The 21,779-nt window shown below is 51.2% G+C and carries 21 protein-coding genes; 13 read left to right on the top strand and 8 right to left on the bottom strand.

Features of this window, described 5'->3' with window-relative positions; translation table 11 throughout:
- The first annotated feature begins 265 nt into the window (after positions 1-265).
- From A8F97_RS17140 to A8F97_RS17110, 7 genes are all read left to right on the top strand, one after another.
- Positions 266-694, top strand: a complete 429-nt coding sequence (locus tag A8F97_RS17140) for a TOBE domain-containing protein (protein ID WP_012822059.1) — start codon at positions 266-268, stop codon at positions 692-694.
- A 269-nt stretch (positions 695-963) separates the two neighbouring features.
- On the top strand, positions 964-2,001 hold the full coding sequence (locus A8F97_RS17135; protein ID WP_025920061.1) for an ABC transporter substrate-binding protein: 1,038 nt from the start codon (positions 964-966) through the stop codon (positions 1,999-2,001).
- Complete coding sequence (locus A8F97_RS17130) at positions 1,998-2,993, top strand: FecCD family ABC transporter permease (RefSeq protein WP_014698501.1); 996 nt, start codon at positions 1,998-2,000, stop codon at positions 2,991-2,993. Before A8F97_RS17135 ends, A8F97_RS17130 begins: the two co-directional genes overlap by 4 nt.
- A complete protein-coding gene (locus A8F97_RS17125; protein WP_014698502.1) occupies positions 2,990-3,748 on the top strand; it encodes an ABC transporter ATP-binding protein in 759 nt (252 codons plus the stop codon). Before A8F97_RS17130 ends, A8F97_RS17125 begins: the two co-directional genes overlap by 4 nt.
- 46 nt (positions 3,749-3,794) lie before the next feature.
- Positions 3,795-4,616: a class I SAM-dependent methyltransferase gene (locus A8F97_RS17120; RefSeq protein WP_012822063.1), complete on the top strand. Its 822-nt coding sequence runs from the start codon at positions 3,795-3,797 to the stop codon at positions 4,614-4,616.
- Positions 4,613-5,461: a ModD protein gene (gene modD / locus A8F97_RS17115; protein ID WP_033072313.1), complete on the top strand. Its 849-nt coding sequence runs from the start codon at positions 4,613-4,615 to the stop codon at positions 5,459-5,461. Before A8F97_RS17120 ends, modD begins: the two co-directional genes overlap by 4 nt.
- A gap of 96 nt (positions 5,462-5,557) precedes the next feature.
- Positions 5,558-7,549: a TonB-dependent receptor plug domain-containing protein gene (locus tag A8F97_RS17110; RefSeq protein WP_033072312.1), complete on the top strand. Its 1,992-nt coding sequence runs from the start codon at positions 5,558-5,560 to the stop codon at positions 7,547-7,549.
- Between the two features lie 64 nt (positions 7,550-7,613).
- Here A8F97_RS17110 and accC read toward each other — a convergent pair whose 3' ends face one another.
- From accC to acuI, 8 genes are all read right to left on the bottom strand, one after another.
- Positions 7,614-8,957, bottom strand: a complete 1,344-nt coding sequence (gene accC / locus A8F97_RS17105; protein ID WP_012822066.1) for an acetyl-CoA carboxylase biotin carboxylase subunit — start codon at positions 8,955-8,957, stop codon at positions 7,614-7,616.
- Positions 8,958-8,968: 11 nt separating this feature from the next.
- Positions 8,969-9,436, bottom strand: a complete 468-nt coding sequence (accB, locus tag A8F97_RS17100; RefSeq protein WP_012822067.1) for an acetyl-CoA carboxylase biotin carboxyl carrier protein — start codon at positions 9,434-9,436, stop codon at positions 8,969-8,971.
- Positions 9,437-9,460: 24 nt separating this feature from the next.
- Positions 9,461-9,913, bottom strand: a complete 453-nt coding sequence (aroQ, locus tag A8F97_RS17095) for a type II 3-dehydroquinate dehydratase (RefSeq protein ID WP_012822068.1) — start codon at positions 9,911-9,913, stop codon at positions 9,461-9,463.
- 241 nt (positions 9,914-10,154) lie between these two features.
- A complete protein-coding gene (gene msrQ, locus A8F97_RS17090) occupies positions 10,155-10,754 on the bottom strand; it encodes a protein-methionine-sulfoxide reductase heme-binding subunit MsrQ (RefSeq protein ID WP_012822069.1) in 600 nt (199 codons plus the stop codon).
- 36 nt (positions 10,755-10,790) lie between these two features.
- Positions 10,791-11,792: a protein-methionine-sulfoxide reductase catalytic subunit MsrP gene (gene msrP / locus A8F97_RS17085; protein WP_012822070.1), complete on the bottom strand. Its 1,002-nt coding sequence runs from the start codon at positions 11,790-11,792 to the stop codon at positions 10,791-10,793.
- 283 nt (positions 11,793-12,075) lie between these two features.
- Entirely contained in the window at positions 12,076-12,600 is a 525-nt protein-coding gene (locus A8F97_RS17080; protein ID WP_014698507.1) for an SMI1/KNR4 family protein, read from the bottom strand.
- 92 nt (positions 12,601-12,692) lie between these two features.
- Positions 12,693-13,217 (bottom strand): SMI1/KNR4 family protein, encoded by a 525-nt coding sequence (locus A8F97_RS17075; RefSeq protein ID WP_012822072.1) that lies wholly within the window; start codon positions 13,215-13,217, stop codon positions 12,693-12,695.
- 268 nt (positions 13,218-13,485) lie between these two features.
- Entirely contained in the window at positions 13,486-14,463 is a 978-nt protein-coding gene (gene acuI / locus A8F97_RS17070; protein ID WP_014698509.1) for an acrylyl-CoA reductase (NADPH), read from the bottom strand.
- A 308-nt stretch (positions 14,464-14,771) separates the two neighbouring features.
- Between acuI and csrD the strand changes: the two genes are divergently transcribed.
- The 6 genes from csrD to rng all read left to right on the top strand — a co-directional run bounded on the left by csrD (position 14,772) and on the right by rng (position 21,764).
- A complete protein-coding gene (csrD, locus tag A8F97_RS17065) occupies positions 14,772-16,709 on the top strand; it encodes an RNase E specificity factor CsrD (protein WP_012822075.1) in 1,938 nt (645 codons plus the stop codon).
- A gap of 317 nt (positions 16,710-17,026) precedes the next feature.
- Entirely contained in the window at positions 17,027-18,070 is a 1,044-nt protein-coding gene (gene mreB / locus A8F97_RS17060; RefSeq protein ID WP_005975401.1) for a rod shape-determining protein MreB, read from the top strand.
- Between the two features lie 164 nt (positions 18,071-18,234).
- Positions 18,235-19,218, top strand: a complete 984-nt coding sequence (mreC, locus tag A8F97_RS17055) for a rod shape-determining protein MreC (RefSeq protein ID WP_012822076.1) — start codon at positions 18,235-18,237, stop codon at positions 19,216-19,218.
- A complete protein-coding gene (gene mreD / locus A8F97_RS17050) occupies positions 19,215-19,703 on the top strand; it encodes a rod shape-determining protein MreD (RefSeq protein ID WP_012822077.1) in 489 nt (162 codons plus the stop codon). The genes mreC and mreD overlap by 4 nt, the downstream gene beginning before the upstream one ends.
- An 8-nt stretch (positions 19,704-19,711) precedes the next feature.
- Positions 19,712-20,305 carry a Maf family protein gene (locus tag A8F97_RS17045; protein ID WP_025920069.1) on the top strand — a complete coding sequence of 198 codons (594 nt, stop codon included), beginning with the start codon at positions 19,712-19,714 and terminating at the stop codon, positions 20,303-20,305.
- Entirely contained in the window at positions 20,295-21,764 is a 1,470-nt protein-coding gene (gene rng, locus A8F97_RS17040; RefSeq protein WP_005975412.1) for a ribonuclease G, read from the top strand. Before A8F97_RS17045 ends, rng begins: the two co-directional genes overlap by 11 nt.
- Positions 21,765-21,779: the final 15 nt, after the last annotated feature.

The raw sequence follows: 21,779 nt of genomic DNA, 5'->3' as shown, positions 1-21,779 counted from the left end.
CGAATGATGGAAGTCGTATCGCATAATTTTCTCAGGGGAAAGCATACTATTCCGCTATTATTTCACCTTCAGGTACGACAACGCTGAATATTGGTGATGCGGAAGCGAAATAATAGTCGTGCCACCCGATTGATGGGGCCGCGCATCATGTTGCTTATGTATCGGTGGATATAACAATCAGACAATTCATCATGTCGCAGCTTCCCGCTATCAGTGTGATATTGTGTCTACCGTCTATGTTAAAGATGAACCCAAAGGAGTCGTTATGTCAGTTTCAGCAAGAAATCAATTATCGGGTACGGTATCTTCTATTGTTGAGGGTGCAGTAAACAATGAAGTCGCATTGACGCTGGAGAGCGGAGATAAGCTAACGACAGTCATTACGCGAACCAGTTGTGATTCGATGGCGTTGGCTGTCGGTAAGCCCGCCATTGCCTTAGTGAAAGCACCCTGGGTCATTCTGGCATCGGCTGAATGTGGTTTGACTTTTTCTGCCCGCAACCAGTTTCACGGTAAGGTGAGTTCTGTCATTAAAGGTGCCGTAAACTCGACGGTACAGTTGGTTACCAGCGGTGGTTTGACGTTGACATCAACCATTACCAATGAAAGCACGGAAGATATGCAGATTGAGGTGGGCAGTGAATTGATCGCGTTGGTGAAGGCTTCCAGCATTATTCTGGCTACCCGGAAATAATTACTGCTTTTTTGCGTAAATCATATCGCGCTTAGCCGATAAAAAACCGACGGATACGGGTTTATCGGCTTATTCTTTCCCGCAGATTATTTCTCCCTTCTTTCCCATTCTCTTTGTGAATTGATAAAACGCATCGCATTTATTGTACTGGTTATCAACGTCTAATATCGCTGGAAATGTGATCCGAGTGATTGACCCTGAATTTAGTGTGTGGATAATGTCGGTATATAAAAATATATATAGCGTTGTTATTTAACTTTGGGATCATCATGGGAATGAACAGACGGACTTTCTTGTCGTATCTGGCGACACTTTCTGCGTTGTCTTTCTTACCTGCTTCTTTTGCGCATGCGTTTGACCGAATTGCTGGGCGGTTTGGCCAGATTCCTGAACCTTCTGATATTCAGCGTGTGATCAGCGCAGGGCCTCCTGCTGATCTGCTGCTACTGGCGTTGGTACCGGAAAAGCTGCTGGGTTTTTCATCATTCGATTTGTCGGGTGAGTCGGGGGCATTATTTTCTGAAACTGTCCGTCGATTGCCACGCTTGGGGCGCTTATCAGGCCGAGCGAGTACGTTATCGCTGGAAAAGCTGCTGACGCTGAACCCCGATATCATTATTGATTGCGGAAGTGCCGATGAAACGTATCGCTCACTGGCGCAGAGAACCTCGCAGCAGACCGGCGTGCCTTACGTGCTGGTGGATGGTGGTCTTCAGGATACGCCTTCACAGCTCCGGCAGGTGGGGCAGTTATTGAATGTTACGGTGCGGGCAGAGCAGCAAGCACAGTTTGCTGAGGCTATTTTACAACGAGCCAATGCTTACCGTACCAGCGCACAAACCGAGAAACCGCGTTTTTATTTTGCTCGTGGGGCGATGGGGCTGGAAACGGGTTTGCGTGGCTCGCTTCATACCGAAGCGGTAGAGCTGTTGGGTTTTGATAACGTCGCGACCGCTGGAGAATTAAACACGCTGACTCAGGTGTCGATGGAGCACATTCTGACGTGGAACCCGGATCTTATCATCACGCAGGATGTGCAGAGCTATCAGCACATTACACATTCCGCGCAATGGCAAGGTGTAGATGCGGTGGCACAGCAGCGCGTTATCCTGATGTCCGGTCTGCCGTTTGGCTGGCTGGATGCGCCGCCTGGTCTAAACCGGCTGCTGGGGCTGTGTCGTTTACAAAGCCATTTTGACCCTGCCGCAGCCCAGCAACTTAAAAGCGATACCCGAGCGTTTTTCCGCCTGTTTTACCATACCGATCTCAATGATGAGCAGCTTGAACACCTGCTGAGAGTGGCATGAGGATTCACACTCTTGCTCTGTTGCTGGGGGTTTTGCTTATCAGCAGTGCACTGCTCGCATTAGCGGTGGGGCACTATTCCCTCTCTGTGCATGAAATTCTGCAAATTATCACTTCTCCGCAGGGAACGTCGTCGATTGAACCACGTAAAGCGACCGTATTCTGGAACATTCGCTTGCCGCGCATGTTGGCGGCGATGCTAATTGGTGCCGGATTGGCCGCCGCCGGTGCGGCTTATCAAGGTATGTTCCGTAATCCTCTGGTGTCCCCCGATATTCTCGGCGTCTCTGCGGGAGCTGGCGTGGGGGCGACGTTCGGGATTTTCCTCGGCTTACCCATGCTGTTTATTCAGCTTCTGGCGTTTGCTGGTGGGCTGGGAGCGGTGACGCTGGTCTGTCTGATTGCGCGTATGGCGAAGCGACACGATCCCGTATTGGCATTGGTGTTGGTCGGCATGGCGATCGGTGCATTAGGTGGCGCGGCGATCGCGTTGATCAAGATCCTGGCCGATCCCTATACTCAGTTACCATCAATTACCTTCTGGCTATTGGGCGGGCTCTCCGCCACCACTGTTCAAGACTTAAAGGTTGCAGCGATACTAATTATGATTGGGTTGGCTCCGCTCATGTTACTGCGCTGGCGTATGAATCTGTTGAGCCTGCCGGATGAAGAAGCCCGCACGCTGGGGGTGAATATTCGTTATACCCGGCTGTTATTCATTTTTGCTGCGACGTTAATTACCGCCAGTGCCGTGTCGATTGCGGGAATCATCGGGTGGATAGGGCTGGTGGTGCCACACATCTGCCGTTTGATCGTCGGAGACAATTTCAATCGGCTATTGCCCGTTTCTATTGCTGTCGGTGCGCTGCTACTGTTACTCACCGATACACTGGCACGTACGCTGGCCGCGATTGAACTGCCTTTAGGCATTCTGACATCGTCCATTGGTGCGCCCTTCTTTCTGCTCCTGCTGTTGAGAGGGGAAAGAGCATGATGGATACCTGTATCGCCACGCTTCAGGCGGTTAGCGTCGGATATGGCCGCACCGTGGTGAATCGTGACATCTCATTTTCACTGCCATCCGGGCAGATTACCTGCTTGCTGGGCGCGAATGGCAGCGGCAAAACTACGCTGATGCGTACCCTGCTGGGCTTGATCCCTGCCTTTTCCGGCCAGATACACATCGCCGAAAAACCCATTACTGCATGGTCTGCCAAGGCGCTCGCGAATGTTGCGGCCTATGTGCCTCAGGCGCATGACTCTCCCTTTGCTTTTCGCGTGTTGGATATGGTGCTGATGGGATGCCACCCCCGTTTGTCGATCTTTTCCACACCGGGAAAGCGTGAAATCGCGTGTGCTGAAGCGGTGTTATCCCAGCTTGGGATTCTGTCGTTGAGCCAGCGCTCATACGCGACGCTGAGCGGTGGAGAGCGACAGCGCGTGCTGATTGCTCGCGCATTAGTACAACAACCTTTGCTGATGGTGATGGATGAACCGGCAGCCAGTCTGGATTTTGGCAATCAGATTCGATTATTGGCACACATCAAACGGCTTAAAGAAAGCGGTATTGCGGTGCTGATGTCCACACACCATCCCCAGCATGCGCGAGCTGTGGCGGATAACGTGGTCTTGCTGCACCCCGGGGCGGGTACGGAACAAGGAAGCCCGGACGTGCTGCTGGCACCCGCGAGGCTCGCGGCGCTGTATGGCGTCAAAGAAGCGGATATACACGCCCATTTCCGTACCTGAGTGCAGGTAAGCGGCATCTAATAAAAAGAGAAGTCAGGAAGAGAATATGATTATTGATGAGATTGATTTTTCAGCGCTTTATCAGGCGCATATGGCGCGGGCGGCCAGAACGGCCAAAACACCTGAACACTGGGATAAGCGCGCAGAAAACATGGCAGTAGAGTGCGCAGGGCCACGCGATCCGTATCTGGAGCAGTTCATCGCCAATATGGATTTTTCGGATGCTAAAACGCTGCTGGATGTAGGATGCGGGCCGGGTTCGGTGTGTTTGAATGTAGCGTCGCGGCTTGAACAGGTTTACGGCATCGATTACAGCGAGGGCATGCTGGACGTGGCACGCCGTCGGGCTGATGCCATGGGGATAACGAATGCAACGTTTGCTCACCGAGCCTGGGAAGATGACTGGGCGAATTTGCCCGACTGCGACATTGTCGTGGCGTCGCGGTCTACGCTGGTCATGGATTTGGCGGCTGCACTCTACAAGCTAAACCAGAAAGCTCGACTGCGGGTGTACACCACCCATACGGTTTCTCCTACGTTTGTCGATCCACGGATTTCGGCGGCTATCGGCCGAACGTCGACATCGCTACCGAACTATATCTATGCCGTAAATATCCTCTATCGCATGGGGATTTACGCCAACGTGAGCTTTATTCGCGGGCAGAATTGCCAAAGACATGCCGAAACATTCGAACGTTTTGCGGAAGGCGTGGCCTGGTCATTAGGCAAGCTGAATGAGGAAGAAATACAGCGCCTGAGAATCTATTACGATGCACACCAACATGATGATATTCCGCTCGTTTCGCCGACGAGGGATTGGGCGTTTGTCTACTGGGATGTGGTGCCACATGCGGAGTTTACACGATGATTTACATCCCAGATGCGTACCTTGACCAACTCCTGCTGGAGGATATTCAGTACGGCGATGTCACCACCCGTGCGCTGGGAATTGGGCAGGGAGAGGGGGAAATCACGTTTTTCCATCGTCAGGGCGGATGTGTGAGTGGCATGCCAGTGGCGGAACGTTTGTTGCAGCGGTTGGGACTGCAAGTGACATATGGCGTTCAGGAAGGTGCACGCGTGCAGCCCGGTGAGGCGATGCTGGCTGCGACAGGAAAGGTTGCCGCGTTACATCAAGGGTGGAAGGTCACACAGAACGTACTGGAATGGTGCTGTGGTGTCAGCGAATATCTGTATCAAATGAAGGCTATTTATATTCGCGAGGTTCCATCCGGGCAGATTGCCTGTACGCGTAAAATTATTCCCGGCACGAAACCGCTCTCGACACTGGCCGTGCTGGCTGGAGGCGGTATCGTGCATCGCCTGGGGTGCGCAGAAACTGTTCTGCTCTTCACAAATCACCGCCGTTTTTTGCCGCATCAGGATGATTGGGTCTCTCACATTGCTCAGTTGCGTCACGCTGCACCGGAGAAAGCGATCATCGTTGAAGTGGATCATCCCGATGAGGCGATACAGGCGCTCAACGCTGGACCAGATGTCCTACAGCTTGATAAGTTTACGCCTGAGCAGGTGGCATCCACGTTGTCTTACGCGGCCCGGCATGCGCCTGCTTGTAGGGTGTCGGCGGCGGGGGGAATTAACCTGCAAACGGTTCAACGTTATGCCGCAACGGGGGTGTCGTTGTTGGTCACTTCTGCACCTTACCATGCGCCTTCCGCCGATATTCGCGTTGTTTTAACCCCAATACTCTAACGCCGCTTTCCCGAACGATCGGGTCGGGAGAAACGGTGATATCTATCGTTATATAAAAATTTATACAGCAATGTGTTTTTTTAAGGGAACAATGTCATGCAAATAAAACAATTAAGTTGGTTGTTGTCCGTCAGTTTATTACCAGCCTCTTGTGCTTATGCCGCCGCTGGTGAAACGGCTGAGGCCACGAAGGATAAGGACGTGATGACGGTGTGGAGCAGTCCGGTCGCGGCGACCAACGATGTGGTCAATCAGGAAACCATTAACCGATTAAATCGACGCAACGTGGCGGAAGCGCTGAATATCGTGCCGGGTGTGATGTTACAAAAGTCAGGCGGACGCAGCGAGCAACAGGTGAAAGTCCGCGGATTTGATAGCCGACAAGTGCCGGTTTTCCTCGACGGCGTGCCGATTTATGTTCCCTATGATGGGAATCTGGATCTTGGCCGTTTCCAGGCTTCCGACTTGGCAGCGGTTGAGGTGTCTAAAGGGTATACCTCTTTGCTGCAAGGCCCGAATCAAATGGGAGGCTCGATTAACCTCACGACGCTGCGGCCGAAAAAAGAGTTGGAAGCCAATGTGCGTGTGAATCAGGGTTGGTCACGCGGGCGTGACAATGCCCATAACATGGATGCATCGTTTGGCGGGAAAAGCGAGCTGGGGTTCTTTCAGATTAGCGGTAGCCGCCAGAAGCAACGGTTTACCGGGTTGCCCCATGGAGTTGATAACCCGACTGCCGGTAGTGAAGGCCAACGGATGAATTCCGCCAACGATGATAAGCGCGGCATGCTTAAGGTTGGGTTTACACCACGTGAATCAGATGAATATACGTTCACCTACATCAATCAGGAAGGTGAAAAGAATACGCCGCCTTATGCGGGCAACAGCAGTCAGTCGGCACGTTATTGGCAATGGCCGGACTACAACAAGAAAAGTTATTACTATCAGGGTACGACAAAGTTAAGTGACAGAATGACGTTAAAAAGCCGCTTCTATCACGATGAATTTGAAAATACCTTGCTGATGTATAAAACGCTGGCGGATTTCAAAAGCAAGGTTGGGAACTATAGCCACTATGCGGATTTCAGTAACGGCGCGGGGCTGCAATTAGGCATTGATATGCGCGAACTGGATCAACTGTCGTTTGCCATACACTGGAAAGATGATGTGCATCGTGAAAAAGGGGCATTGGATGCGCCTTACGATCGCTATAAAGATCGTACCTGGTCGATGGCAAGTGAATACCAGTGGAATCTGTCCGACAAGCTGGACGCGGTATTTGGCGTGAGCTACGACTGGCGCGACAGTAAGCAGGGTATGAAGCATGAGAAGAATGGCACCCTGACGAATTATGACCAAAATAATCAGGATGCGTTTAACTGGCAGATGATGACGAAATATCGCTTCGATAATCGCGATGAGCTGCAATTATCGCTGTCTGAACGCAGCCGTTTCCCCACGCTGAAAGAGCGTTACACCACGTCTAAGCCTGCCAAAAATCAGACCGCATTGGTTAATCCAAACTTAAAACCAGAGCGTGCACAAAACCTTGAGCTGAACTATCGCGGTGGCCTTACCGAAGGCTGGGGCTACGATGCCAGCGTGTATTACAACCGGGTATCGGATGCGATTCTGGCGCATAACATTACGCCGAGCCTGATCCAAAACCGTAACAGTGGCCGGGTGGATTACTACGGTATGGATCTGGGCATTCACGGTGATGTCAAAGACTGGCTAACCGTCGGAGTTAACTATGGGCTGATTCATAGTGATGCGAAACGCAAAGACATTGGCAACATTGTGGATCTGCCGAAGCATAAGGTATTTGCCTGGGCAACGATCACGCCTGTTGAGCCGGTCAGCATTACGGTGATGGAAGAAGCGCGTAGCTGGGGATTCAATAATTCAGATAATAACGATAAAACGCGCGGATTTGCGATGACCAATGTGCGGGTGGATTATCGTCTGGGTGCGGGTTTCAGCGTGAATGCATCCGTAAATAATCTGTTTGATACGGCTTACGCTTATCAGGAAGGGTATGTTGAGGAAGGACGGAATTATTGGTTAGGTGTTGCTTACCAATACTAATACCGCGTAGGCATCAATAACAAAAGGCCAGCATGTGCTGGCCTTTTAGCTCAATCGTGCAGCGTTACTGCAAGCCGAGTTTCTTCTCCAGATAGTGGATATTAGTGCCACCTCTCTGGAAGTTTTCATCACTCATGATCTTCATCTGAAGTTCGATGTTGGTTTTGATGCCATCGATGATCAGTTCAGCCAGCGCGTTCTTCATACGGGAAATCGCGATCTCACGGGTTTCACCGTAGGTGATCAGCTTGCCGATCATGGAATCGTAATACGGCGGTACGGTATAACCGGCGTAAATATGCGATTCCCAACGGACACCAAAGCCGCCCGGTGCGTGGAAACGCGTAATCTTACCCGGGCTTGGCAGGAACGTGTTTGGGTCTTCCGCGTTGATACGGCATTCTACCGCATGGCCGCGAACCTTGACGTCTTTCTGCTTGATGGACAGCGGTTGACCAGCAGCAATACGTAACTGCTCTTTGATCAGATCCACGCCGGTAATCATCTCGGTGACCGGATGCTCCACCTGAATACGGGTGTTCATTTCAATGAAGTAGAACTCACCGTTTTCGTACAGGAACTCGAACGTACCCGCACCACGATAGTTGATATCGATACAGGCTTTGGCGCAGCGATCGCCGATATTGCGACGCAGCTCGTCCGTAATGCCCGGTGCTGGCGCTTCTTCCACCACTTTCTGGTGGCGACGCTGCATAGAGCAGTCACGCTCGGCCAGATAGACGGCATGGCCCTGACCATCAGCCAGAATCTGAATTTCCACGTGACGTGGGTTTTCCAGGTACTTTTCCATGTAGACCATGTCGTTGTTGAAAGCCGCTTTGGCTTCCGCACGGGTCATGTTGATGGATTGTTCTAGCTCTTTGTCGCTACGCACCACGCGCATGCCACGACCGCCGCCGCCGCCAGAGGCTTTGATGATGACCGGATAGCCGATGCGTTTTGCATGAACACGGTTAGCGTCCATGTCGTCGGTCAGCGGGCCATCAGAGCCTGGTACGGTTGGAACACCTGCTTTTTTCATTGCGGTGATGGCAGACACTTTATCGCCCATCAGGCGAATGGTTTCTGCGCGTGGGCCGATGAAGATAAAGCCAGAACGTTCAACCTGCTCGGCAAAATCCGCATTTTCGGACAGGAAACCGTAGCCGGGGTGGATCGCGACGGAGCCGGTGATTTCTGCAGCGGAAATAATCGCTGGGATATTCAGATAGCTTTTTGTTGACGGTGCTGGGCCGATACACACGGTTTCGTCCGCCAGCAATACGTGTTTCAAATCGCGATCCGCACTGGAGTGAACGGCGACGGTTTTGATGCCTAGCTCTTTACAGGCACGCAAAATACGCAGCGCAATCTCTCCGCGGTTAGCGATAACGATTTTATCTAGCATGATAAGCCTCGTTATTCGATGACAACCAGTGGCTCGTCAAATTCAACCGGTTGACCGTTTTCGACCAGGATGGCTTTAACCACGCCCGCTTTGTCGGCTTCGATCTGGTTCATCATTTTCATGGCTTCGACGATGCACAGGGTATCGCCAACGTTGACGTGCTGACCCACTTCCACGAAAGATTTAGCATCCGGGCTTGGGGTGCGGTAGAAGGTTCCAACCATTGGAGAACGAACGATGTGCCCACTGATGGCAGCCGGTGCGGCTACAGTTTCCACTGGCGCTGGTGCAACGGCGGCGGCCAGAGCAGGCTGTGGCTGCATCATTGGCGTTGCGTAGGCCTGTTGCATCATCGGGTAGTTAACTGCGGCTGGGGCACGACTGATACGTACTGATTCTTCACCTTCAGAAATTTCCAGTTCGGCGATGCCGGACTCTTCAACCAGTTCGATCAGTTTTTTGATTTTACGAATATCCATGGATGTGGTTCCGTACTCTTTTGTTTAATTGGAAGTTGACAGGCGTTTTACCGCCGTCTGTAAAGCATACTGATAACCATCTGCCCCCAGGCCGCATATCACGCCTACCGCAACATCAGAAAGATAGGAGTGATGACGAAAAGGCTCACGTGCGTGCACGTTGGACAGATGAATTTCGATAAACGGAATGGCGACCGCCAGCAGAGCATCACGTAGTGCAACGCTGGTGTGGGTAAATGCCGCCGGGTTAATCAGAATGAAGTCTGTGTTTCCTCTGGCCTGATGGATGGTATCGATCAGGACATGTTCCGCATTGGATTGCAGATGGGAAAACTTCACGTTCAGTGTCTGCGCCTGTGTTTCCAGTCCGCTGACAATGTCTGCTAACGTCGTCTTACCGTATTTGTCTGGCTCCCGGGTACCTAGCAGATTCAGGTTTGGACCATTCAAGAGCAAAATGTGAAAATTTTCTGCCATTGTGCTGCTATCTCCCGCGATTGACTTGGTGTCGCACAAAATAGCGCGAAGCTATTCGTTTGTCACCTTTCGTGACGAAAATTGTCCGGCCCGAGAAGGTAAAGTCGAGCATTATAACCATATCGTGGCAATTCGCAGCTAATTACTGGTCTTATCTGCGGAGATATTCCTGCGCCAGGTCGTGAGAAGACGTAGATCTTGCGGTGGTTAGCAAGCGCTTTTTCCTGTGTTAACACCGCGCTTAGCGCCACCATTGACGGAATTTCTTATAGCGGAACAGCAGTAATATCAGCGCCGCTAACGCATACAAAATGGGCTGTGGGGACAGCGTTTTAACTGACCAAAGATAGTGGATAGGTGCAAGGATGGCGACTAAATAGACGAAATTATGCAGTTTTTGCCATTGAGATCCCAACTTGCGCATCATGGCTTGCGGTGAGGTTATCGCCAGTGCCAGTAAAATCAGCCAGCTTATGATCCCCAGCGTTAAATACGGGCGGGATATCAATTCCTTACCCAACAGAGCCAAATGGTCCAGGCCCAGTTCCAGCAGCGAATAACTCACCAGATGTAGCGTCGCCCAGAAAAAACACCATAGCCCGAGAAGACGTCGGCAGCGAATTAATAGTGGCTGTTTGCCGTAGCGCGCCAGCGGTGTGACCAACAGCGTCGCCAGCAACAACTTTAGCGCCATTCGGCCAGTAAAGTGCTGGATATCTTTGGCGGGATCGGCACTGAACCACCCCTGATCGACCGACAATATCAGCCACAGCAGCGGCAGAAAACCTGCCAGATGGAGTAGCACTTTTAGCCGATTAATATGTTGTAAAGTCAGTCTCATGCTGAGGTGAGTTCCTATCCCGGTAGGATATTATGGCTAAAAATTGTCGCGCAAATTCAGGCCGCGGTACAGTGAGGCGACCTGTTCTGCGTAGCCGTTAAATAGCAGCGTGGGTTGGCGTTCAACGTTAAGCAGGCCACCTGAACCGATGACGCGCTCTGTGGCCTGCGACCAGCGCGGATGATCCACATGCGGGTTAACGTTGGCGTAGAAACCATATTCGTCCGAGGCCGCCAGATTCCATGTGCAAGGGGGGCGCTCACGGGTAAACCGGATATGGACGATGGATTTGATGTTCTTGAATCCGTATTTCCACGGCGTGACTAAACGGATGGGCGCGCCGTTCTGCGGTGGCAGTGTCTTGCCATAAACACCGACAGCCAGCAGTGCCAAGGGGTTCATCGCTTCATCCATCCGCAGCCCTTCTACATAGGGGTACTCCAACCCGCCGCCCATGAAGCGATCTTTTTGCCCCGGCATCTGTTCTGGGTCGTAAAGCGTCTGAAATGCTACGTAGCGCGCGTTACTGGTAGGTTCGGCGAATTTAATCAGCTTAGCCAGCTCAAACCCGACCCACGGAATCACCATCGACCATGCCTCGACGCAGCGAAAACGGTAGATCCGCTCTTCCAGCGGAAAGCGTTTTAGCAAATCGTCAATATCCAGCGTGAGAGGTTTAGCGACATCGCCATCGATTTTGATGGTCCAGCCTTCGGTTTTTAATCCACCTGCATTGGCTGCCGGATCGGCTTTGTCTAAGCCGAATTCATAGAAGTTGTTATAGCCCGTGACCTTATCTTCCGGCGTGAGTGGAAGATCGAGTTTCCAGTCCGCAGGTTGGCTAAATGTGAGCGGTTTACCCGGCGGGGCTTTGGGTTTATCGCTGCCTTTAAACCAGGCAAGCAGATCGGCCTGTGCGGAAAGCGGCAATGCGAGCGCCGCCGCAGAAATACCCAGTGCTTTTAATATGCGCCGACGCTGATAGAAGAGGGATTCCGGAGTAACGTCGGCTTCAGTGGGTTTGCGATGTTTATGCATGTGAACTCCTGCCAGTTATTATTGTTGATGCAGGGTGGCGTTTCTACTGCTTACCGTTCACTTAGTTATAGATGAATTGCGGTAGAAGAGATGAAATACTTTCTTGCAGGGTGTAACAGCTCAGTCCGATGCCACAGTTGGTGTTCTTGAATAACGCTTTGCCGTCTACCACTGCAATACCATTGATAGTGACAGCCGGCTTCCCACATTAATAATCGGTTCACCCCGCAGTGGCGCTGGGTTCGGTTCGATTTTTAGGCAAACGTGCTTCTACCCGTATAAATTACAACGCATCTTCTGATGTTGGCATGCTTAGAAATTCTTTCAGTGAGTGAGCAATTAATCCTAATCCTTCGCCCATAATTAAATTATCAACATAATGTCGCCAGTGGAATACATGTTTATATGTAACAGAGTCAGGTCTTACATCGTAAATCAGGCAAGCATAACCCGCATCATCATAACTTGAACCTATAACAATTAATCCATTTGGTAACAAAAATCGTTTTTCATAAATGGATTCTTGGGACAGCTTTGTATATTCGACGATATAATTACTGCTATAGGTGATTTCTATGTTAATAATTATTGTTTTATCATTATATTTAACCAAAACACTATCAATACCCTCTGTCGGACCAATCGGTTTATCATTTGTCAAAAACATCAGTTCTTGCATTTCATTAGGAATGATTACTTTCAACTCATTTTGAATGAATGTTATAGATGAATTTATTTTATTCACATCTGGAATGAAATTAGGTTCATCCATATCCCAATTATTAAGGTCTGTTTTCTCAATTGTCATTTAGCATCCCCATTTCGGCACATTGAATGCCCACTATGTATTGATTCTGAGTTATATGCTTCTGTCTGTACCGATGATACCTTTAGCATAAATTACAACGCATCTATCGCTGTTGGTGTGCTGAGAAATGCTTTCAAAGAATGAGCAAGCAGTCCCAGGCCTTCGCTCACAACTACATTATCAACATAATATCGCCAGTTAAAAACGTGTAAATATGTTGGCGAATTAGGTCTAACATCGTAGATGATACAAGAATCAGAGTCACCATCATAGTTCGAACCGATAACTATCAGACCAGTAGGCAACAAATATCGTTCGTCGTATATGGACTCTTGGGATAGTTTTGTATACTCGATGACTTGCTCTGATGGGAATAAAACAGATGTGCGTACAGATCTAACGCCTTGAGCATATTTGGCAAGGCAATACTCTTTTTTTCTAATAGGTGCAATGGCCTCGTCATTTGTTAATGTTAAATAATCATTGAATTCGATTGGTAACTTTACCATGAGTTTATTTTCGATAAGGATAATTGCACTTTTTACCTTATTTAAATTGGAGTCGAAATTTGAGCTATTCATTCTCCAACCAACAAAATCTTTTTCAACTATTCCCATAATTAAAGCTCCGTCTCTCCCTGCATTGAATTCTTGCCACGACTATATTGCGCCTGTTAAAAACAGGTAAGTATGTTGGTGAGTTAGGTCTAACATTGTAGATGATACAAGAGTCAGAATCACCATCATAGTTCGAACTGATAACTATCAGTCGCTTACTGATTAAAGTGCGTCGATCGATGATAATGGATAGGTCGTAAAGACGCTTTACTCTTCTATTCCATTATCATCGTTTTCGTTCTGCAAATTGATGCGTCAACGAAAGGCGTTAGCTGATTTTCACCAGCGTGCGGCCAGTGACTTTGTTTTCCAGTAGCGCGGCGGCAGTGGCAGGTACGTCTTCCAACCCGATTTCCTGCGTCACCTGCTGGTAAAACGACTCCGGCAGGATGGTAGCCAGACGATCCCACGCTTGCTGGCGGCGAGCCAGCGGTGCCATGACGGAATCCACACCTTGCAGGCGAACATTACGTAAGATAAATGGCATCACGGTCGTTGGCAGTGCAATACCGCCAGCCAGACCGCACGCGGCGACCGTCGAGTTGTAATCCATCTGCGCCAACAGCGTCGCCAGCACGTTATCGCCGACGGTATCAACCGCACCAGCCCAACGTTGTTTCTCCAACGGGCGAGGACTTCCGCTGAATTCGCTGCGATCCAGTACCTGTTTGGCACCCAGCTTTTTCAGATAATCCGTATTGTCAGCACGGCCGCTGACGGCGGTAACCTGATAGCCTAGCTCTGCAAGCAGAGCGACTGCCGTGCTGCCGACGCCGCCGCTGGCACCCGTCACAATAATGTCGCCGCTTTCCGGCGTCACGCCGCCGTCTTCCAGTGCCATTACGCACAGCATCGCGGTAAAGCCTGCCGTACCAAGGATCATGGCGTTACGTGCATCCAGCGACGTGGGGAGCGGCACCAGCCAATCGCTCTTCACGCGTGCCTGTTGTGCCAGGCCGCCCCAATGGTTTTCACCCACTCCCCAACCGGTCAGGATGACGGGCTGACCGACAGTAAACCGATCGCTGTCGCTGTGGCGCACGGTCCCGACAAAATCGATCCCTGGAACCATTGGGAAGTTACGAATAATTTTGCCTTTGCCCGTAATGGCAAGCGCATCTTTATAATTAATGCTGGACCAACTGATATCAACAGTCACATCCCCGGCGGGAAGCTGCTCGGCGTCAATCTCGCGAATCTGAGCGTGGGTCAGTCCGTCTGACTGTTCAAGAACTAAAGCCTGCATGGGCTATCTCCTGTGGCAGGATTAAAATGGGGAAGTCATTAACGACTATATACCCGTCATACTTCAAGCCGCATGTGCGTTGGCGTCGTTCAGTCACCCGAATCACTTACTCAAGTAAGCTCATCGGGATTCCCTCGCTCGCCGCCTTCCTGCAACTCGAATTATTTAGGGTATAGTTATTACAGATACTATTTGTTAATACAGTTACCTTCGCTAGTGCTGGTACTATGCGTTGTAGCTGACTTATGCGAACTGATAAAAAACAACAAACTCGCAGAAATGACAATTATTTGGAATAGGACGCAGGGATGGGATTTACGACCAGATTCTCTATACTCGTGATATTGCTGACGGCACTCGCCATTTTCCTTATGCTTTTCAGTAGTATATTTAGCCTCTGTTATTATAGCCAGTCGCAAACAGCGCAGCAGTTACGTGAGGTCACGGCCAGTATCGATCAGGCGTTATTAGTGCAATCGCCTGAAAATATCCGGTATTGGCTGCCGGGGATGATGAAAACGGCGGGAATTGTCGCGCTGGAGATTCAGGATAGCGATTCGATCCTCTATGCAATACAGTTGCCCGAGGCCAGTTGGGAACGGGCGCATCTCTATCATGAAGTCGAATTCCCGCTGATGCATCATTTGAACATGACGATCGCCTTAAAGTATGTCGATCCGCTGATTGGTTTACCGCGCTTTGTGGTGTCGACGCTGTCGGTGTTACTGGCCGCAAGCCTGATGCTCCTGATGCTTTACTTCTCCATTCGCTGGCTACGCCGCCAGACTGCCGGACAGGAAGAGTTGGAAAAGCGAGCGCAGCGTATTCTCAAAGGCGAACGTGAATCGGTGATGCAGGGGGCAGTACATGAATGGCCCGTCAATACCAGCGGGGCACTCGACCAACTGTTGTCTGATTTAGTGGAAGCGCGTGAGGAACGCGGGCGGGTTGATACCTTAATTCGTGCCTTTGCCGCGCAGGATGCTGAAACCGGGCTGAACAATCGTCTGTTTTTTGATAATCAACTGACCACGCAGTTGGAAGATGGCGAAGAGGTGGGGACACACGGCATCGTTATGATGATCCGCGTGCCTGATTTTGAAACGTTACAGGAAACGCATGGCGATAGCGCTATCCTGCAGGAATACCGTTTTACGCTCGTCAACCTGCTGTCGACGTTTGTCATGCGCTACCCCTCTGCGCTGCTGGCGCGCTATTTCAGCAGCGATTTCACCGTATTACTCCCCCACAGTACGCTAAAGGAAGCTAATGCGATTGCCACGCAGTTGGTGAAAGCCATTGATATTCTCCCTGCCTGTTCGCTTATCGATCGGGAGGAGGTTCTCCACATTGGTATTTGCGCCTATCGCGGCGGGCAAAGTGCTGAGCAGGTTATGGAAAGCGTGGAGGATGCGACGCGTAATGCGGTATTGCAGGGGGGCAACAGTTGGTGCGTGTTTGACAGGCAGGTGCCGGATAAAGGGCGCGGCAGCGTGAAATGGCGGACCTTGCTGGAACAAACGTTGGCGCGTGGCGGGCCGCGATTGTACCAGAAGCCCGCTGTCACCAAAGAGGGCGTTGTGCATCATCGTGAAATGATGAGCCGGATTTACGACGGGGAACAGGAATTGCTCGCCGCAGAGTATATGCCTCTGGTTCAACAGTTGGGGTTGGCGGCTAGCTATGATCGCCAACTGGTCGCTCGAATTGTTGATTTGTCAGCGAACTGGCCCGGAGAAACGCTGGCTCTTCCAGTAAGTGTGGACTCACTTTTGCAAAAACCTTTCTTGCGCTGGTTGAACGAAATATTGCTGCAATGTCCGAAAACACAGCGGCAGTGCATTTTATTTGAACTTGCAGAGGCTGATGTTTGTCAATATATCGGTCGCCTGCGCCCGGTTCTTAATGTGATCCTGGAATTAGGCTGTCGCTTGGCGGTAACGCAGGCGGGTTTGACACTGGTCAGCACGACGTATATCAAGTCGCTTCCCGTGGAGGTCATCAAGCTTCATCCCGGTTTGGTGCGCAGTCTTGAACGTCGCCCGGAAAATCAGCTTTTTGTGCAAAGCTTGACCGAAGCCTGTAAAGGTACGCAAACTCGGGTGTTTGCCGCTGGTGTGCGTACCAAAGAGGAGTGGCGGATGCTGTTGGGTAAGGGGGTTTATGGCGGGCAAGGCGATTTTTTTGCCGCATCAATCCCTGTAACGGATGAGCTGAAAAAATATTCACCGCAGCATCGTGTTTAGTATAAACGTCCTGTTCAAATTGACGTAGAATGAGGCGGTTGTTAAATCGGTTAGTGTGTGCTTACGTTAGCGCCAATCCGATTAAATGTTAGATTTTATGTCCTGTGTTAGCGCAATTCTGTCGGGTGGATAGGGGTAAAATGCCTTGCTGCCTGAGGAGAAGGCATTCTGTGCCTACATCCCTGATGTCGACGTGCGCAACTCAGACTTATTTTTCACCGAAGCAGAGCCTTTTCGTGCCTTGTCGCTGCTTCGTGTGGTTGGTAAAGTAGGCGGATTTATTTTTCGCCCCCAGCTTGCAGGATTATCCTTTAGTTATGTTTAAGAAATTTCGTGGCATGTTTTCCAACGACTTGTCCATCGACCTGGGTACCGCCAATACCCTGATTTATGTTAAAGGGCAGGGCATCATACTCAATGAACCCTCTGTGGTTGCGATCCGTCAGGATCGTACTGGTTCCCAAAAAAGCGTGGCAGCAGTAGGCCATGACGCCAAGCAGATGCTGGGCAGAACCCCTGGGAATATTGTGGCAATTCGCCCGATGAAAGATGGCGTTATTGCCGATTTCCAGGTCACGGAAAAAATGTTGCAGCACTTCATCAAGCAAGTGCATAACGACAGCTTTATGCGCCCGAGCCCGCGTGTGCTGGTGTGTGTGCCAGTCGGCGCGACGCAGGTTGAACGCCGTGCCATTCGCGAATCTGCACTCGGTGCCGGTGCCCGTGAAGTGTTCCTGATCGAAGAGCCGATGGCGGCGGCGATCGGTGCTGGTATGCCAGTATCTGAAGCGACGGGTTCCATGGTCGTGGACATTGGTGGTGGTACGACAGAAGTCGCGGTAATCTCGCTGAACGGCGTGGTGTACTCCTCTTCGGTACGTATTGGCGGTGACCGCTTTGATGAAGCGATCATCAACTACGTTCGCCGTAACTATGGCTCACTGATTGGTGAAGCGACGGCAGAACGTATTAAGCATGAAATTGGCTCCGCTTATCCGGGTGACGAAGTCCTTGAGATTGAAGTGCGTGGTCGTAACCTTGCAGAAGGCGTTCCGCGTGGGTTCACGCTGAATTCCAACGAAATTCTGGAAGCGCTGCAAGAGCCGTTGACGGGTATCGTCAGCGCAGTTATGGCGGCGTTGGAACAGTGTCCACCGGAGCTGGCCTCCGACATTTCCGAGCGCGGTATGGTGTTAACTGGCGGCGGTGCGCTGCTGCGTAACCTGGATCGTTTGCTGATGGAAGAAACCGGTATTCCGGTTGTGGTGGCTGAAGATCCGCTGACTTGTGTCGCCCGTGGTGGTGGCAAGGCGCTGGAAATGATCGACATGCACGGTGGCGATTTGTTCAGCGAGGAGTAATCCTGTCTGGAAAAAGGGGGGGACCGGATGGATGAACGCTTGCGTTTTTCATCTCTCGTGGTTACCCCTTTTTTATTTGCCTGTAGCCCTACAGGGTGCTGCTTTGTGACGTTAAAAATCGCCAGGAGCGATTTGAGGTTGCTGTCGAGGAATACGCAAACTTTATGAAGCCGCTTTTTAGCAGGGGGCCTTCCCTGCAATTACGACTTTTCCTTACTGTCGTTACCGCGATTATCGTGATCGTTGCGGACAGTCGGCTCGGTTCGTTCGTTAAAATCAGAACGTACATGGATACCGCCGTCAGCCCATTCTATTTTTTGGCCAATGGGCCGCGTCAGGCGCTGGACAACATGTCCGCCTCACTGGCAACCCGTGAGCAATTAGGTCTTGAAAATACCGCGCTGCGTCAGGAACTGTTGATGAAAAACAGTGACCTTTTGCTGCTAGGTCAGCTCAAGCAGGAAAATGCGCGGTTACGCGAATTGCTGGGTTCTCCACTGCGTCAGGATGAGCAGAAGATGGTCACGCAGGTGATGTCCGCTGGAACGGATCCTTATAGCGATCAGGTGGTGATTGATAAGGGTCAGGCGAACGGCGTGTATGAAGGGCAACCAGTCATCAGCGATAAAGGCGTGGTGGGTCAGGTTGTGGCGGTTGGTCAGTTTACCAGCCGGGTTTTGTTGATTTGTGATGTTTCCCATGCGTTGCCGATTCAGGTGCTACGCAATGATATCCGCGTGATTGCCGCTGGCAATGGCTGTACCGACGATCTGCAACTGGAGCATCTGCCTAATAATACCGATATCCGAGTGGGTGATGTGTTGGTCACATCGGGTCTGGGTGGGCGTTTCCCTGAAGGGTATCCGGTCGGGGTAGTGTCATCGGTCAAAGCAGATACGCAGCGAGCCTATACGATTATTCAGGCGCGTCCGACGGCGGGGCTACAGCGCCTACGCTATCTGTTGTTGCTGTGGGGCGTGGAAAATAATGCCAATACGTCGCTGCCGCCAGCGGAAGTGCATCGGGTTGCCAATGAGCGCCTGATGCAGATGATGCCGCAGGTGTTACCTTCACCTGATGAAATGGGGCCGCCGCTTCCACCTAATGCCCCTGCGCCCACCGCCGAGCCGCAGAGAGGCCGCCAATGAACCGTTATCGCAGGCATGGCAACTGGATTATCTGGCTTTCTTTTCTGATCGCCATGGTGTTGCAGATTATGCCGTGGCCGGATGAGATCTACATGTTTCGCCCCTCCTGGCTGACACTGTTTCTTATTTACTGGGTGATGGCATTGCCACATCGGGTAAACGTTGGTACCGGATTTATATTGGGTCTGATTATGGATCTGATCCTGGGGTCTACACTGGGCGTGCGGGCGCTGGCGTTGAGCATTATTGCTTATCTGGTGGCCTTTAAATTTCAGTTGTTCCGGAATATGGCGTTATGGCAGCAGGCATTAATCGTCATGGTCTTGTCACTGTTGATGGATCTCACGGTGTTCTGGGCGGAATTTTTAGTTATTAATGTCTCTTTCCGACCGGAAACGCTCTGGAACAGCGTCGTTGATGGGGTACTCTGGCCGTGGCTGTTCCTGCTGATGCGTAAAATTCGTCGTCAGTTTACTGTGCAATAAGGTGATTCATGACCCAGCTTTATCTGGCTTCCGCTTCTCCCCGTCGCCGCGAACTGCTCGCGCAGCTCGATATTCCTTTTTCTGTTTTGAATGCGGCGGTGGAAGAACAGCGTTTACCGGAGGAAGCGGCGGACGTTTACGTCCGGCGTCTGGCGCATGAAAAAGCGACCGCAGGCGTTGCGGTTGCTCCGTTGGATTTGCCCGTTCTGGGGGCCGATACCATCGTGGTACTGAACGGACAAGTATTGGAAAAACCGCAGGACGAAATCCATGCGGCAGAGATGCTGAGCCAACTGTCCGGGAAGCAACACCAGGTGATGACTGCCGTCGCGTTGGCGGATAAAGACGACATATTGAGCTGCCTGGTGATAACCGATGTCCTCTTCCGTCCGCTTTCGTCGCAGGATATCGAGCGATACATTGCCAGCGGTGAGCCGATGGATAAAGCCGGGGCTTACGGCATTCAGGGCAAAGGCGGGTGCTTTGTCCGGTCGCTTAACGGAAGCTATTACGCGGTGGTTGGACTACCGTTGGTAGAAACTCACGAACTATTCAGTAATTTTGCTGCGTTGCGGAGTGCAAGAGGAAAACATGACTGCTGAGTTACTGGTAAACGTTACACCGTCAGAAACGCGCGTTGCCTATATCGACGGCGGTATTCTGCAGGAAATTCACATTGAGCGTGATGCGAAACGCGGTATTGTCGGCAATATTTATAAAGGCCGAGTGAGTCGCGTCCTGCCGGGCATGCAGGCGGCGTTTGTGGATATTGGCCTGGATAAAGCCGCATTCCTGCACGCGTCCGATATTATGCCGCACACCGAATGTGTCGCCGGTGACGAACAGAAGAATTTTCACGTCCGTGATATCGCCGAACTGGTGCGTCAGGGACAGGATCTCATGGTTCAGGTGGTTAAAGATCCACTGGGGACCAAAGGCGCACGTCTGACGACTGACATCACGCTGCCATCGCGTTATCTGGTGTTTATGCCCGGAGCTTCACACGTTGGGGTTTCACAGCGTATTGAGAGCGAAGCGGAACGTGAGCGCTTAAAGAAAACGGTCGCGGAGTATTGCGATGATGATGGTGGTTTCATTATTCGTACCGCTGCGGAAGGGATCGGTGAAGAAGAGCTTTCGCAGGATGCCGCGTTTCTGAAGCGTCTATGGGGCAAGGTCATGGAGCGCAAAAAACGCAACCAGACCAAATGTAAGCTCTACGGCGAAGTGGCGCTCGCACAGCGAATTTTGCGTGATTTCGCCGGGGCGGCGCTGGATCGCATTCGGATCGACTCTCGGCTGACGTATGAAGCGCTGCTGGAATTTACCTCCGAATATATTCCGGAGATGACGCGTAAGCTCGAACACTATGCCGGAAAACAGCCGATTTTTGACCTGTTTGATGTGGAAAATGAGATTCAGCGTTCTCTGGACAGAAAGGTTGAATTGAAGTCTGGTGGCTATTTGATCATCGACCAGACAGAAGCGATGACGACCGTCGATATCAACACGGGGGCCTTCGTCGGCCACCGCAATCTGGATGAAACCATTTTCAATACCAATACGGAAGCGACACAGGCGATTGCGCGACAACTGCGCCTGCGCAACCTCGGCGGCATCATCATTATCGATTTCATCGATATGAATAACGAAGATCATCGTCGGCGGGTGTTGCATTCACTGGAGCAGGCGCTGAGTAAAGATCGAGTCAAAACCAGTATTAACGGCTTCTCTCAACTAGGATTAGTCGAGATGACGCGTAAACGCACGCGCGAGAGTATCGAACACGTGCTGTGTCATGAATGCCCGACGTGCCATGGTCGCGGCACGGTGAAGACGGTGGAAAGCGTCTGCTATGAAATCATGCGTGAAATCGTGCGCGTCCACCACGCCTATGATACCGACCGTTTCCTGGTCTATGCTTCACCGGCTGTCGGGGAAGCGCTGAGAAGCGAAGAGTCGCACGCCTTAGCTGAAGTTGAAATTTTCGTCGGCAAGCAGGTCAAAGTACAAATCGAACCCCTGTATAGCCAGGAGCAGTTCGACGTCGTCATGATGTAAATTCGTGCGCTCGTC

Source organism: Pectobacterium parmentieri (genome assembly GCF_001742145.1).
GTDB lineage: Bacteria > Pseudomonadota > Gammaproteobacteria > Enterobacterales > Enterobacteriaceae > Pectobacterium > Pectobacterium parmentieri.
The sequence above is the reverse complement of the archived record's forward strand: the minus strand, read 5'-3'. Positions and strand labels throughout refer to the sequence as shown.

What these genes read in the sequence shown, in the direction of transcription:
- A8F97_RS17140 (WP_012822059.1), top strand. Translation starts at nt 266, where the DNA reads ATGTCAGTTTCAGCAAGAAATCAATTATCGGGTACGGTATCTTCTATT.
- A8F97_RS17135 (WP_025920061.1), top strand. Translation starts at nt 964, where the DNA reads ATGGGAATGAACAGACGGACTTTCTTGTCGTATCTGGCGACACTTTCT.
- A8F97_RS17130 (WP_014698501.1), top strand. Translation starts at nt 1,998, where the DNA reads ATGAGGATTCACACTCTTGCTCTGTTGCTGGGGGTTTTGCTTATCAGC.
- A8F97_RS17125 (WP_014698502.1), top strand. Translation starts at nt 2,990, where the DNA reads ATGATGGATACCTGTATCGCCACGCTTCAGGCGGTTAGCGTCGGATAT.
- A8F97_RS17120 (WP_012822063.1), top strand. Translation starts at nt 3,795, where the DNA reads ATGATTATTGATGAGATTGATTTTTCAGCGCTTTATCAGGCGCATATG.
- modD (WP_033072313.1), top strand. Translation starts at nt 4,613, where the DNA reads ATGATTTACATCCCAGATGCGTACCTTGACCAACTCCTGCTGGAGGAT.
- A8F97_RS17110 (WP_033072312.1), top strand. Translation starts at nt 5,558, where the DNA reads ATGCAAATAAAACAATTAAGTTGGTTGTTGTCCGTCAGTTTATTACCA.
- accC (WP_012822066.1), bottom strand. Translation starts at nt 8,957, where the DNA reads ATGCTAGATAAAATCGTTATCGCTAACCGCGGAGAGATTGCGCTGCGT.
- accB (WP_012822067.1), bottom strand. Translation starts at nt 9,436, where the DNA reads ATGGATATTCGTAAAATCAAAAAACTGATCGAACTGGTTGAAGAGTCC.
- aroQ (WP_012822068.1), bottom strand. Translation starts at nt 9,913, where the DNA reads ATGGCAGAAAATTTTCACATTTTGCTCTTGAATGGTCCAAACCTGAAT.
- msrQ (WP_012822069.1), bottom strand. Translation starts at nt 10,754, where the DNA reads ATGAGACTGACTTTACAACATATTAATCGGCTAAAAGTGCTACTCCAT.
- msrP (WP_012822070.1), bottom strand. Translation starts at nt 11,792, where the DNA reads ATGCATAAACATCGCAAACCCACTGAAGCCGACGTTACTCCGGAATCC.
- A8F97_RS17080 (WP_014698507.1), bottom strand. Translation starts at nt 12,600, where the DNA reads ATGACAATTGAGAAAACAGACCTTAATAATTGGGATATGGATGAACCT.
- A8F97_RS17075 (WP_012822072.1), bottom strand. Translation starts at nt 13,217, where the DNA reads ATGGGAATAGTTGAAAAAGATTTTGTTGGTTGGAGAATGAATAGCTCA.
- acuI (WP_014698509.1), bottom strand. Translation starts at nt 14,463, where the DNA reads ATGCAGGCTTTAGTTCTTGAACAGTCAGACGGACTGACCCACGCTCAG.
- csrD (WP_012822075.1), top strand. Translation starts at nt 14,772, where the DNA reads ATGGGATTTACGACCAGATTCTCTATACTCGTGATATTGCTGACGGCA.
- mreB (WP_005975401.1), top strand. Translation starts at nt 17,027, where the DNA reads ATGTTTAAGAAATTTCGTGGCATGTTTTCCAACGACTTGTCCATCGAC.
- mreC (WP_012822076.1), top strand. Translation starts at nt 18,235, where the DNA reads ATGAAGCCGCTTTTTAGCAGGGGGCCTTCCCTGCAATTACGACTTTTC.
- mreD (WP_012822077.1), top strand. Translation starts at nt 19,215, where the DNA reads ATGAACCGTTATCGCAGGCATGGCAACTGGATTATCTGGCTTTCTTTT.
- A8F97_RS17045 (WP_025920069.1), top strand. Translation starts at nt 19,712, where the DNA reads ATGACCCAGCTTTATCTGGCTTCCGCTTCTCCCCGTCGCCGCGAACTG.
- rng (WP_005975412.1), top strand. Translation starts at nt 20,295, where the DNA reads ATGACTGCTGAGTTACTGGTAAACGTTACACCGTCAGAAACGCGCGTT.